Consider the following 12,203-nt stretch of genomic DNA (forward strand, 5'->3'; position numbering starts at 1 on the left):
GTCGGAACCGGAATAGGGTCGGGGCCGTGAACGCGATCGACGTGATCATCGCCAAGCGCGACCGTGCCCGGCTCACCGACGAGCAGATCGACTGGGTAGTCGATGCCTACACCCGCGGTGTCGTCGCCGACGAGCAGATGGCGGCGCTGGCCATGGCGATCCTGCTCAACGGGATGGACGCGGGCGAGATCGCCCGGTGGACCCAGGCGATGATCGACTCCGGCGACGTGCTGGCATTCGGGGACGTCGGGCGGCCGCTGGTGGACAAGCACTCCACCGGAGGGGTCGGCGACAAGATCACGCTGCCGCTCGCCCCGCTCGTGGCGGCGTGCGGGGCGGCGGTGCCGCAGCTGTCCGGGCGCGGGCTCGGCCACACCGGCGGCACCCTGGACAAGCTGGAGTCGATCCCCGGCTGGCGGGCGTCGCTCTCGGAGGAGGAGATCGCGGCGCAGCTCGCGGACGTCGGCGCGGTGATCTGCGCGACGACCCCGACCCTCGCCCCGGCCGACCGCAAGCTCTACGCGCTGCGCGACGTCACCGGCACCGTCGAGTCGATCCCGCTGATCGCCAGCTCGATCATGAGCAAGAAGATCGCCGAGGGCACCGACGGCCTGGTGCTCGACGTGAAGTTCGGGTCCGGGGCGTTCATGAAGACGCCCGAGCGGGCGCGTGAGCTCGCCGAGGCGATGGTCGCGATCGGGACGGCGCACGGCCTCGCCACCACCGCGCTGCTGACCGACATGTCCGTGCCGCTCGGTCGCGCGGTGGGCAACGCCCTGGAGGTGGCCGAGTCGGTCGAGGTGTTGCGCGGGGGCGGCCCGGCCGACGTCGTGGAGCTGACCGTGGCGCTGGCCCGCGAGATGCTCGTGCTGGCCGGCATCACCGACGTCGACCCGGCGCAGGTGCTCGCCTCCGGCAAGGCTTACGAGGTGTGGGAGCGGATGATCGCCGCGCAGGGCGGCGACCCGGGCGCACCGCTGCCCGTCGCCGCCCACGTGGAGGAGCTGGTGGCCGAGCGATCGGGCGTGCTCACCCGGCTCGACGCCTACGCGATCGGGGTGGCGTCCTGGCGGCTCGGCGCCGGTCGGGCCCGCAAGGAGGATGCGGTGCAGGCCGCCGCGGGCGTGCGGCTGCTGGTGGACGTGGGTGACGAGGTCGAGGCCGGGCACCCGTTGCTGGAGTTGCACACCGACACCCCCGACGCCGTTCCCGGAGCCCGCGCGGCGCTGAACGGCGGCGTGCTGGTGTCCGACGAGCCCATGTCGCGTCCCACCCTGCTGCTGGACGCAGTGCGGGGCTGACGGGCCGTGCGAGGGGCCGCCGAGAAGGGATGATCGTCGCGAGATCCGTGGATACGCTCTCACCAGGGCGCAGGGCCGGATCTCGGAGCGATCACCGCCCGCGAGGCCCCGCTCGTCTCAGACGTCGGGGTCGTCGGTCACCGTGTCGTGGGCGGACGCGCCGTTGGGGCTCTTCACCGTGACCTTGCTGCGGTTGCGGCGCGGGGTCTGGCGGGGCGGGGGCGGCGGCATCTGGTGCACCGACGGGCCGCGGCCGAGGATGAGCTCGGCGAACGTGGCCATGGCCTCGTCCAGCTGGCCCGCGTTGCGCCGCTCCGACTCGGCGTTGGCGCGCTCCACGAGCGAGCGCAGCGAGCTGGTGTCGGGCCGCTCCACGATCGCGGCGTCGAGCTTGCCGAGCTTCTCGTCGATGGTGCCACCGAGGTTGCCGAGGCGCCCGGACATGCTCTCCTCGATGGCGTCGAGGCGGGCGGCGAGGTTCTCGAGGCGCTTCTCGAGGTTGCTCAGCGGCTCGGTCGGGTCGACGGCGGGGCGGGCGGCCAGGTCCTCGAGCCTGCGGTGCAGGCCGATGCTGGTGTCGCCGAGCAGGTTGCGCAGGCCCTCACCGGACTCGTCGACCGAGCGGAGGGCGTTGTCGAGCTGCTCGCGGACGATGCGCTCGATCCCGTCGACGCGCTCCTTGATCGGCGCACCCACCGAAGACGGCATGGCGTCGAGGCGCATCTCGTGCCGGTCGAGGCGGTTGTCCAGGTCGTCGAGGCGCTTGTGCAGGCCGCCGAGGCGGTCGTCCAGCCCGTCCATCCGTCCGGAGACGCCTTCGAGGCGACCGGCCATCCCGTCGAGGCGGCCGTCGAGCTGTGCGATCGGCTTCGCCAGCTTGTCCGGCATCGCCTCGACCGCGCGAAGGACGGACGCGATCGAGGCGTCCTGCGCGTCGAGCTTGGCGACCGTCTCGTCGAGGCGCTCCGCGAGGACGCTGACCTCGGTGCGGTCGGGGAGCTCGGTGAGGCGCTTGCGCACTGTGCCGAGAGCGTCCAGGGCCGCGAGCCGAGCGTGGATCTCGTCGAGCGAATCGAAGATCTGCTGCTGCTCGCTGTCGCGGATCTCCGCTGCGCGCATCAGCATCCCGCGCATGCGGTCGAACGAGAGGGTGGAGTCATTGCTCATGGCGGCGGGGGAGCTTCCTCTGAGCCGGACATCGGGTCGTGCGGCAATGAGGGTAGCGACCGTGGCCGATCACCCTTCCGCGGCTCCCCGATCGGAGGTGTCGTGCCCCGATCGGAGCAGTGGCCCGCGCCCGGATACCCCAAGGTAGGGAGCGTGTTCTAGCGTGGCCCGGTGCCTGCACCCTTGACCGTCGACACCATCCGCGACGCCCCGAAGGTGCTACTCCACGACCATCTCGACGGCGGGCTGCGGCCGGCCACGGTCATCGAGCTCGCCGATGCCGCGGGTTATCGCGACCTGCCGTCCACGGACGCGGCGGAGCTGGGCGGGTGGTTCCTGGCCGCGGCGCACTCCGGGTCGCTGGTGCGATACCTGGAGACGTTCGGGCACACGGTCGGGGTGATGCAGACCGCGGACGCGCTGGTCCGCGTGGCGGCCGAGTGCGCGGAGGACCTCGCGGCCGACGGCGTCGTCTACGCGGAGGTGCGGTTCGCCCCCGAGTTGCACGTGGAGGCCGGTCTGGAGCTGGACGCCGTGGTGGAGGCGGTGATCGAGGGCTTCCGCGTGGGCGCGGCGCGCGCGGCCGAGCACGGCAGGCGGATCCGGGTGGGCTGCCTGCTCACGGCCATGCGGCACGCGGCGCGCTCGCGCGAGATCGCGGAGCTGGCGGTGCGCTACCGGGACCTCGGCGTCGTCGGGTTCGACATCGCCGGAGCCGAGGCCGGGTTCCCGCCCACGCGTCACCTGGACGCGTTCGAGTACGTGCGCCAGCAGAACGCGCACTTCACGATCCACGCGGGTGAGGCATTCGGCCTGCCGTCGATCTGGGAGGCGCTGCAGTGGTGCGGTGCCGACCGCCTCGGGCACGGCGTCCGAATCGTCGACGACATCACTCTGGGTGCCGATGGAACCCCCCGGTTGGGCCTTCTTGCCGCCTATGTGCGTGACAAGAGGATCCCGCTCGAAATGTGCCCCACGTCGAACGTGCACACCGGTGCGGCGAAATCGCTGGCAGACCACCCGATCGGGCTGCTGACCCAGTTGCGGTTCCGGGTCACCGTCAACACCGACAACCGGCTGATGTCCGACGTGTCGATGACGAGTGAGATGACCGCGCTGGCCGACACGTTCGGTTACGGGTGGGCCGATCTGCAGTGGTTCACCGTGAACGCCATGAAGTCGGCCTTCATCGGCTTCGACGAGCGGCTCGCGCTGATCAACGAGGTGATCAAGCCCGGCTACGCCGCGCTCATGGCCTGACCGGGTCGACCGAGAAGGCCCTGGCGACGTCGTCGAGCACCGTGTGCGCGCCCTGGAGCCCCACGGCGCTCATCCACGTCAGGTCGTCGATCTCGTGCTGGGCGCCGGTGAGCCGGCTCCACAGCGGGTTGGTGGTGAACTGCGCCTTCGGCCCGGTGGCCGTGGGGTCGGCCCACGTCGCGACGAAGATCTGGTCGGCGTCGAGGTCGAGGATGCGTTCCTGGGAGACGTCCACCGCGATCTTGTCGGTGGTGGGCTGGGTGGCGGGGCGCGGGAACCCGACGTCGTGCAGCACGATCCCGGCGTAGGACTTCTCGCTGTAGAGGCGCACGGTGTCCTCGCCCGCGAAGCGGACGATCGAGACGGTGGGTAGCGTGCCGCCGGACTTGGCGGTGATCTCCCGGCCGATCGCGGCGGCCCGCTGCTCGTACTCGGTGATCTTGGCCTCCGCGAGCTCCTCCTCGCCCAGCGCCTGCCCCGTGAGGCGGAGGTTCTCCTTCCACGTGGGCCCCGTCGTCTCGCTGAATACGGTGGGCGCGATCTGGGAGAGCTGCGCGTACTGCGCCTCGTGTCGCACCTTGGCCGACAGGATGAGGTCCGGCTTCAGCGCGGCGATCTGCTCGAGGCTCGGCTTTTCGAGCTCGCCGACCGAAACGGCCTCCGTGCCGTAGGTCGCGGCGAGCGGGCCGAGGTACGTGGGGAGCCCGCCCTCGATCGCGCGATAGGTGGTGTAGCCGACGAGCGGGGTCTCCAGCGTCAGCACCGCGTCGACGAAGCTCTGGTCGAGCGCGACCACCCGCTTCGGCTGGGCCGGGATCGCGGTCTCGCCCATGGCGTGCGTGACGACCCGGAATGGTGCCTCCGCCTGCGTGGTCTGCGGGGCGGAGCCGCACGCGGCGACGAGGGTGAGCAGCGCGGCGAGCGCGATCGTGGGGATGAGCTTCACCCGGTGATGTTAGCCTGGCCTAACAGCTTCATCCGACGGTGAGGGTGCGCAGCCGCGGCCACAGGTCCACCCACGGCTCCCGGCGGCCGGTGCACAGCCACACGCTCGCGTCCTGCCCGCCGTCGGCGACCATGCGCACGTCCGAGAAGTGCGGCCGCAGCGCGTCGGGGTCGCCGCCCACGAAGAGCACCGTGGTGTCGTCCTCCGGCGGAGGAGGGAACCAGCCGTAGCCGCGGCTGCTGCTGTAGGCCTGCGGGAGCCCGTACTGCAGCGAGTAGCCGTCGAGGTAGGCGGCGACGATGTAGGAGCCGCCCAGCACCGCCGTGTGCTCGCGCGTCTCGGGGGCGAGCGCCCGGTGGGCGGTGGAGGTGCGCTGCGCGATCGCCCTGCCGATCTCGTCCGACGTCGACGTGATCGTCGTGGCGGAGAAGAGGAGGAGCCCGCCCGCCGCGACGGCGCTGAGCGCGTAGGCGGGCCAGGCCACCCAGCGGAACCGGGTCCTCCCGGCCTCCCGGCGCCGTTGCAGGCCGAGCGCGCCTGCCGCGGCGACGATCCCGTACAGCCCGCCCAGGTAGTAAGGACGGCCCGGAGCCGCGACGAACACGGCGTACAGCACGAGGAAGGTCACGGCCAGGAAGCGGTACGGGCGCATCTCGTCGGCCCGCAGCAGGACCCGCAGCTCCCCATGGCGCGATGAAGGAGAAGACGGTGGCTGTCCGGGTGCTGGTGGTCGACGACGAGCCGATGGTGTGCGCTCACCTGCGCACGATCCTCGGGGCGGCGGACGGGCTCGAGGTCGTCGCGAGCGCCGCGGACGGCGCGGAGGCCGTGGAGGCCGTCGTGCTGCACGAGCCGGACGTCGTCGTGATGGACCTGCGGATGCCCGGCGTCGACGGGATCGCGGCGACCGCGCGGATCGTCGAGCTCCCCTCCGCGCCCCCGGTGGTGGCGCTCACGACGTTCGACGGCGACGAGCACGTGCACCGAGCTCTGCGGGCCGGCGCCGCGGGCTACCTGCTCAAGTCGACGCCACCGGACGAGCTGGTCGATCTGGTGCGCGTGGCGGCGCAGGGGCACACCGTGCTGTCCCGGTCGGCGGCCCGCCGGCTGGTGGACCGCGCCGGTGACGTGCACGTGGCCCGCCGCCGCGCCAAGGGCCGGCTCGCGTCGCTGACCGAGCGGGAGCGCGACGTCGTCGCGCTGCTCGGCGAGGGCTGCTCCAACGCCGAGGTGGCGCGGCGGCTGCACCTCACCGAGGCGACGGTGAAGGGCTACGTCTCCAACGCGCTGGACAAGCTCGGCTGCACCAACCGCACGCAGCTGGGCCTCCTGGCCCGCGAGGCCGGCCTCGGTTCGTGACCCCCGTGGTTCGTACCTTCGTGAGGTTCGAGAAGCTGATCATCATTCGCGAGCTCTGATGTCGAGCGGTGGATCCGCAGGTCCAGGGGGCCGTCCTGCCAGTGCCGTCGGGGCACAATCGGCGGCATGAAGTACGTGCTGCTGATTTGCGACGACGAGACCGACTCGCCGACCAACGAGGAGTTGGCCGCAGATCCGGTGCACCAGGCCTGGGAGGCGGACCTGGAGCGGCGCGGCGCCGAGCTGGCTGGTGAGCGGCTGCGGCCGGTGGTGGACGCGACCACGGTCCGGGTCCGCGACGGCGAGACCCTGGTATCGGACGGGCCGTTCGCCGAGACCAAGGACTTCGTGGGCGGGATCGTGATCGTGGAGTGCGCGAATCTGGACGAGGCGATCGAGATCGCCGCCGGCCATCCGTACGCGCGCCGGGGCGGTGTCGAGATCCGCCCGGTCTGGGGATGACCGCACCCGACGACGTCCGGACGGCCGTGGACGCCGCCTACCGCGACGAGTGGGGTCAGGTGGTCGCGACCCTGATCGGGCTCACGGGTGACTGGGACCTGGCCGAGGACTCCGCGCAGGACGCGTTCGCCGCCGCGCTGGCGGCCTGGCCGCGCGACGGTGTCCCGCACCGCCCGGGCGCCTGGCTCACCACGACGGCCCGCAACCGGGCGACCGACCGGCTGCGCCGTGACGCCGCCGGTGCGGTCAAGCTCCGTCAGCTCGCCGTGCTGGCCCGCACCCCGGACGAGCCGACGGTCGAGGAGATCCCCGACGAACGGCTGCGGCTGATCTTCACCTGCTGCCATCCTGCGCTGCCGTTCCCGGCCCGGGTCGCGCTCACCCTGCGCACGCTGGCCGGCCTCACCACCGCCGAGATCGCCCGCGCGTTCCTGACCGCCGAGCCCGCGATGGCGAAACGCCTGGTCCGCGCCAAGCGCAAGATCCAGGAGGCCGGTATCCCGTACCGGGTCCCACCCGCCGAGCTCCTGCCACAGCGACTCGCCGCCGTGCTCGCCGTGCTGTATCTGATCTTCAACGAGGGCTACGACGAGGAGGACGTACGCCGGGCCCTGACGGCCGAGGCCATCCGCCTGACCCGGATCCTGGTCCGGCTGATGCCAGCCGAACCCGAGCCGCGCGGACTGCTCGCGCTGATGCTGCTGCACGAGGCCCGCCGGACGACCCGCACGGAGGACGGTGTGCTGGTCACGCTGGAGCACCAGGACCGATCCCGCTGGGACCGGACGCTGATCGCCGAGGGAGTGGAGACGCTCGATCAGGCTCTGGCGATGCGGCGTACCGGGCCCTACCAGGTGCAGGCCGCGATCGCCGCGTGCCACGCGACCGCGCCCGATGCGGCGAGCACGGACTGGCCGCAGATCGCCACCCTGTACACCGAACTGGCACGAGTGGCGCCGTCCCCGGTCGTGGACCTCAACCGGGCCGTCGCGGTCGCGATGGCCGACGGCATCCCGGCCGGCCTGGCCCTCGTCGACGAGATCGCGGCGTCCGGCCGGCTCGGCGAGTACCACCTGCTGCCCGCCACCCGGGCCGACCTGCTCCGCCGGGCCGGCCGTACCGCCGAGGCCAAGGCCGCGTACGAGGAAGCCCGGAAGCTCGCGCCCACCGAGTCCGAGCGCCGCTACCTGTCCGGCCGCCTCCGCGAGCTCTGACGACCGGGGGATGGCAGCCGGCGGAGCCTGCGGAGCCGGCGGGGCGGGAAAGGGCTGTACTCGAACTTCGTCGCCCGGCCGATGTCCATCCCGGGCGGCCTCCTTCGTCGGTGGGCAAAGTCCACCGGACAGGAGGAAGTCTCGTGAGTACTCAGCAAGCGGCGGTGAGCCCTCGCGGCGCCGCCCGCGCCTTGGCCATGCTCTTCCTGGGAGCGTTCGTCATGGGCAGTTCGGAGATGCTCGTCGTCGGGGTGCTGGACCTCGTCGCCGGCGACTTGGGGGTCTCCGTCTCCACGGCGGGCACGCTGGTGACCGGTTTCGCGCTGGGGCTGGCCATCGGCGGTCCGATCCTGACCGCACTGACGATCAGGCTGAACAGGCGCACGATCCTGTGCGGCACGCTCGTGCTGGCCATCGCGTGCAACCTCGTCGTGGTGCTGAGCAGCAGCTACGACCTCACCCTCGTGGCACGGACCCTCACCGGCGCGTTCGCGGGGCTGTTCGACGCCGCGGCGTTCGCGGCGGGCATCGCCGTGGTCCCGCGGGAGCGGGCCGGCCGGGCGCTCGCAGTGGTCATCTCCGGCTTCGCCGTCTCCACCGCGGTCGGCGTGCCGCTGGGCACCCTGCTCGGCCACGCGCTCGGCTGGCGCGGCTCCTACACCGCGATAGTCGTGCTCCTCGCGATCACGCTCATCGCCACGGTGGCGCTGGTTCCGTCCGTGCCCAGCACCGGCGGCGGCGTCGACGGCCAGGTCAGGTACGCCTTCGCACCACGGGTGCTCGCCGTGCTCGCCCTGTGCGCGCTGGTGTTCGGGGCCGCCTTCGCGGCCATGACCTACATCGTGCCGTTCCTGCAGGAGGTCACCGGAGTATCCGGCGCGCTGATCAGCGTGTTCCTCCTGGCGTACGGCGTGGCCACCGCGGTGGGCTCGTTCGGCGGCGGCCGGTTCGCCGACCGGAACGCCGGGCGCACCCTCATCGTGGCGGCCGTCGGCGCCACGGGGTCCTTGGCCGCGCTGTACCTCTTCGGCACGAACCCGTTCCTCGTGGCGCTGCTACTGCTGGCACTGGGCGCGTTCGTCATGGGCAGCGGCCCGTCGCTGCAGTACCGCGTCGTCGCCCTGGCCGGCCCCGGCGGCCAGCTGGCCCAGTCACTGCCGGCCTCCGCGATCAACGTGGGCATCGCGTTCGGCTCCTTCGCCGGTGGCGTGGCCCTCGGAGCTTTCACCGCCTCCGCCGCGATCCTCACCGGTCTCGTGATCGCCATCGTCGCCGTTCCCGTCGCGTGGGCCACCAGTCGGCTCGAGCCGCCCGTGATCGAGGACTCCGCGCCGGTCGCAAGTGGCGAGCCGGTAGCGGTGGCCGGATAGCGCCGACCCGCGAAGAAGTGACACACCCGAGAGAGGAGACAACCATGTCCGACCCGGAGATCACGACACGCGAGCAGTGGCTCGTGGCCCGACGTGCGCTGCTCGCGCAGGAGAAGGAGCTGACCCGCCACCGCGACGAGGTCAACGCCGCCCGGCGCCGGCTGCCGATGGTGGAGATCACGAAGGCCTACACCTTCGACGGACCACACGGCAGCGCCGGACTGCGGGACCTGTTCGAGGGCCGGGGCCAGTTGGTGATCTACCACCTCATGCTCGATCCCGGCGCGGGCGAGGCATGTCCCGCCTGCTCGTTCTGGATCGACACCGTCGGTGATCTCACCCATCTGCACGCGCGCGACACCTCCTTCGCGGCCGTCTCCCTGGCACCGCTGGAGGAGATCGAACGCTACAAGCGGCGGATGGGCTGGACGATCCCCTGGTACTCGTCGCACGGCAGCGACTTCAACTACGACTTCCACGTCAGCTTCGACCCGGCGATCGTGCCGGTCGAGTACAACTACACCGGCTTCGCCGAGCTCGTGCGGAAGAACCCCGCATGGGAGGGCTACACGGGCTCGGAGATGGGCGTGAGCGCGTTCCTCCGCCACGGCGACCGCGTCTTCCACACCTACTCCTGCTTCGAGCGCGGCATCGATCAGCTCAACGGCACCTACAACTGGCTCGACCTCACCGCCCGGGGCCGTCAGGAGGACTGGGAGCAACCGCCCGGCCGCGCGGACGGCCCGGCCATGAGCTGGCTGCGCCGCCACGACGAGTACGGCCGGGACTGATCTTCCCGGGCCTAGTGCGTGCGGAAGCGGTTCGTCACGTCCTCGACCAGCTCGCGGAAGCGGGCCGCCTCGGCGTCGAAGGGCGGGCTGGGGGCGAGCCGGGTGGGGTCGGGCTTGGTGATGTAGGAGACGAGCCAGCCGAGGGCCTGCGACTCGGCGAGCGCGCGGCGGGCCTCGTCGTCGCCCGCCCAGTCGCCGACGTCGAGCAGCAGCTCGGCGGCCAGCTCCAGGTGGGAGGGGTCGACGGCGAGCGGGCCCTCGGCGAGGTCGTCGGCGAGCCCGGTGAGGCTGTAGGCGTTCAGGTCGTCGACCTGCACGTCCAGCTCGCCCACTGCGGCGCGCTCGACGATCTCCGGCCAGGTGGACGCGGTCGCCAGGTCGTGCCCGGCGGCTCCGTCCTCGGCGAGCCAGCGGGCCAGGGCCCGCTCGCTGCGGAAGACGTCGATGCGCCCGTCGGAGCCGAGGAAGACGGCCTTGTCGTCGAGGTAGCAGCGCAGGGTGAAGTGGTCGCCGTCGCGGGTGGTGATCCGGACGGGGTCGATCCCGACCTCCTCCCAGAAGCCGGTCTCCTCGTCCTCATCCTCGTCGGCCGCGCCGTCCTCATCGGCCTCGGTGACCGTGGGCTCGTCGGTGTCCTCGACGATCACGACCTCCTTCTCGGCCGCCGCGAGCGCGACGGCGTCGACCTCGGGGGTGGCGACGATGTCGTCGAGCGCGTCGATGACCTCGTCCCAGCGCTCGGCGATCGTCTCGACCATCTGCGTCCACAGCCGCTGGCCCTCGCGTCCGACGAACGGCAGCGTGCCCTGGCGCAGGAGACCGAACGCGGGTGCGGCACCGAGGACGTCGGTGACCGCGTCCAGCTCGCAGACCTCGGCGATCGAGCGGACCATCTCGGTGATCTCGGCGAGCTCGCCGACCGTCCAGGTGTCGGGGTCCTCGGCGACGAGCTCGGGGACGCCGACGATGTCGTACCGCTGGGTGTCGTCCGGGGTCAGCTCCGGCACCGTGAGGTCGGGCACCACGGACCACGCCGGGTGGTCGACGAGGTCGTGCTCGGTGACCGTGCGGACGAACGCCGCGAGCTGGGTGACCTCCGGGAAGGCGAACAACGCGTCGTCGTCGCCGAGGAAGGCCTCCCATTCCTCGCCGTCCTCACGCCACCGGGGCGCCCACAGCGTGACGAGGTCGCCCTCCGTCAGGGAGAGCTGGATCGGGACGATGTCGCTGGCCACGCGGGAAGCCTAGGACCACGCCTCGACCGCCCGGCCGGTGGTGCGGCATACGCGGCGCGAGGGCGGGCGTCACCGGCCGTTCGTCCCGCGGTCGTCGACGCGTGCACGAGCACGTTGCCCCGGCTCGGCACGTTTTGCTCGCCCATCCGGGAGATCAGGCTCACCCGATCGCCCGGGCTGCACTGCCTCGAAAGGTGGCGAGCGGGCCGGAGTGCGGGGTCAGCGCCCCACCGGGTGCCACACGGTCTTGATCTCGGTCCAGGCCCGCAGCCGGGTGAGCTCCGGGACCCGGGTCCAGTCGGGCTCGGCGGCGGGCCTCGGCAGCACCCGCTTGACCCCCTCGGCTGCTGCGCGTTCCAGGTCGGCGGCCAGCTCGGCGGGCGCCCCCACCAGGTCGAGGGCCTGCACCTCGCCGTGCGCGGCGAGCCACGGCGCGAGCTCGGCGGTGCGCCCGGTGAGCACGTTGGCCACCCCGCCGGGCACGTCGGACGTGGCGAGCACCTCGGCCAGCTCCACCGCGGGCAGCGGCCGGGCCTCGGAGGCCACGACGACGGCCGTGCAGCCGGTGGCGAGCACGGGCGCGAGCACGTCGACCAGCCCGAGCAGCGACGACGACCGGGGCGCCAGCACCCCCACCACGCCGGTGGGCTCCGGCGTGGACCAGTTCACCAGCGGCCCGGCCACCGGGTTCACCGAGCCGAGCACGGACGCGATCTTGTCGGTCCACCCGGCGTACCAGACCCAGCGGTCGATCGCGGTGTCCACCAGCGTGGCGGCCTGTCCCTTGCGCACGCCCTCGGCGGCCACCACGTCGTCGACGAACTGGGCGCGGCGCCCCTGCAGCATCTCGGCGACCCGGTACAGCACCTGGCCGCGGTTGTAGGCGGTGGCTCCCGCCCAGCCGGGGAAGGCCGCGCGGGCGGAGCTCACCGCGTCGCGCACGTCCTTGCGGGAGGCGAGCGCGGCGTGGGCGAGCAGCGTGCCGCCGGCGCCGGTGACCGCGTAGCTGCGGCCCGACTCCGAGCGCGGGAACGCGCCGCCGACGTACAGCTTGTAGGTCTTGGCGACGGTGAGCCGGTCGGTGGTCGTCACCCCGCG

Annotated in this window: 12 protein-coding genes; 7 read left to right on the top strand and 5 right to left on the bottom strand. The window is 72.3% G+C overall.

Annotated features, from left to right (window positions below):
- Nucleotides 1-26 precede the first annotated feature (26 nt).
- Nucleotides 27-1,301 (top strand): thymidine phosphorylase, encoded by a 1,275-nt coding sequence (locus tag FHX44_RS21770; protein WP_246170508.1) that lies wholly within the window; start codon nucleotides 27-29, stop codon nucleotides 1,299-1,301.
- A 117-nt stretch (nucleotides 1,302-1,418) separates the two neighbouring features.
- Here the strand turns inward: FHX44_RS21770 and FHX44_RS21775 are convergent, their stop codons facing one another.
- Nucleotides 1,419-2,468: a PA containing protein gene (locus FHX44_RS21775; protein ID WP_147257486.1), complete on the bottom strand. Its 1,050-nt coding sequence runs from the start codon at nucleotides 2,466-2,468 to the stop codon at nucleotides 1,419-1,421.
- Nucleotides 2,469-2,639: 171 nt separating this feature from the next.
- Here FHX44_RS21775 and FHX44_RS21780 point away from each other — a divergent pair, with 171 nt between their 5' ends.
- The gene (locus FHX44_RS21780) at nucleotides 2,640-3,728 is read left to right on the top strand and encodes an adenosine deaminase (protein ID WP_147257487.1); all 1,089 of its coding nucleotides are present in this window, start codon (nucleotides 2,640-2,642) and stop codon (nucleotides 3,726-3,728) included.
- Here the strand turns inward: FHX44_RS21780 and FHX44_RS21785 are convergent.
- Nucleotides 3,718-4,674, bottom strand: coding sequence for an ABC transporter substrate-binding protein (locus FHX44_RS21785; protein WP_147257488.1), 957 nt, complete (start codon nucleotides 4,672-4,674; stop codon nucleotides 3,718-3,720). The genes FHX44_RS21780 and FHX44_RS21785 overlap by 11 nt on opposite strands.
- A 28-nt stretch (nucleotides 4,675-4,702) precedes the next feature.
- Entirely contained in the window at nucleotides 4,703-5,326 is a 624-nt protein-coding gene (locus tag FHX44_RS21790) for a hypothetical protein (protein WP_147257489.1), read from the bottom strand.
- Between the two features lie 56 nt (nucleotides 5,327-5,382).
- Between FHX44_RS21790 and FHX44_RS21795 the strand changes: the two genes are divergently transcribed.
- The 5 genes from FHX44_RS21795 (at nucleotide 5,383) to FHX44_RS21815 (ending at nucleotide 9,870) form a co-directional block, all read left to right on the top strand.
- Nucleotides 5,383-6,033, top strand: a complete 651-nt coding sequence (locus tag FHX44_RS21795; protein WP_425469148.1) for a response regulator transcription factor — start codon at nucleotides 5,383-5,385, stop codon at nucleotides 6,031-6,033.
- Nucleotides 6,034-6,159: 126 nt separating this feature from the next.
- The gene (locus FHX44_RS21800; protein ID WP_147257491.1) at nucleotides 6,160-6,495 is read left to right on the top strand and encodes a YciI family protein; all 336 of its coding nucleotides are present in this window, start codon (nucleotides 6,160-6,162) and stop codon (nucleotides 6,493-6,495) included.
- The gene (locus FHX44_RS21805) at nucleotides 6,492-7,709 is read left to right on the top strand and encodes an RNA polymerase sigma factor (RefSeq protein WP_147257492.1); all 1,218 of its coding nucleotides are present in this window, start codon (nucleotides 6,492-6,494) and stop codon (nucleotides 7,707-7,709) included. Before FHX44_RS21800 ends, FHX44_RS21805 begins: the two co-directional genes overlap by 4 nt.
- Nucleotides 7,710-7,852: 143 nt before the next feature.
- Nucleotides 7,853-9,079, top strand: a complete 1,227-nt coding sequence (locus FHX44_RS21810) for an MFS transporter (RefSeq protein WP_246170509.1) — start codon at nucleotides 7,853-7,855, stop codon at nucleotides 9,077-9,079.
- A 44-nt stretch (nucleotides 9,080-9,123) separates the two neighbouring features.
- Entirely contained in the window at nucleotides 9,124-9,870 is a 747-nt protein-coding gene (locus FHX44_RS21815; protein ID WP_147257493.1) for a DUF899 domain-containing protein, read from the top strand.
- 11 nt (nucleotides 9,871-9,881) lie between these two features.
- On the opposite strand, the gene FHX44_RS21820 is transcribed toward FHX44_RS21815, so the two are convergent.
- Nucleotides 9,882-11,105 (bottom strand): primosomal protein, encoded by a 1,224-nt coding sequence (locus tag FHX44_RS21820; RefSeq protein WP_147257494.1) that lies wholly within the window; start codon nucleotides 11,103-11,105, stop codon nucleotides 9,882-9,884.
- Between the two features lie 219 nt (nucleotides 11,106-11,324).
- Nucleotides 11,325-12,197 carry an aldehyde dehydrogenase family protein gene (locus tag FHX44_RS21825; RefSeq protein ID WP_212612585.1) on the bottom strand — a complete coding sequence of 291 codons (873 nt, stop codon included), beginning with the start codon at nucleotides 12,195-12,197 and terminating at the stop codon, nucleotides 11,325-11,327.
- Between the last annotated feature and the right edge of the window lie 6 nt (nucleotides 12,198-12,203).

Origin of the sequence: Pseudonocardia hierapolitana (genome assembly GCF_007994075.1) — a bacterium.
GTDB classification, from domain to species: domain Bacteria; phylum Actinomycetota; class Actinomycetes; order Mycobacteriales; family Pseudonocardiaceae; genus Pseudonocardia; species Pseudonocardia hierapolitana.

Bases quoted from the DNA above. Each gene is read 5' to 3' on its own strand.
- FHX44_RS21775 (WP_147257486.1), bottom strand. From the start codon at position 2,468: ATGAGCAATGACTCCACCCTCTCGTTCGACCGCATGCGCGGGATGCTG.
- FHX44_RS21805 (WP_147257492.1), top strand. From the start codon at position 6,492: ATGACCGCACCCGACGACGTCCGGACGGCCGTGGACGCCGCCTACCGC.
- FHX44_RS21790 (WP_147257489.1), bottom strand. From the start codon at position 5,326: ATGCGCCCGTACCGCTTCCTGGCCGTGACCTTCCTCGTGCTGTACGCC.
- FHX44_RS21800 (WP_147257491.1), top strand. From the start codon at position 6,160: ATGAAGTACGTGCTGCTGATTTGCGACGACGAGACCGACTCGCCGACC.
- FHX44_RS21815 (WP_147257493.1), top strand. From the start codon at position 9,124: ATGTCCGACCCGGAGATCACGACACGCGAGCAGTGGCTCGTGGCCCGA.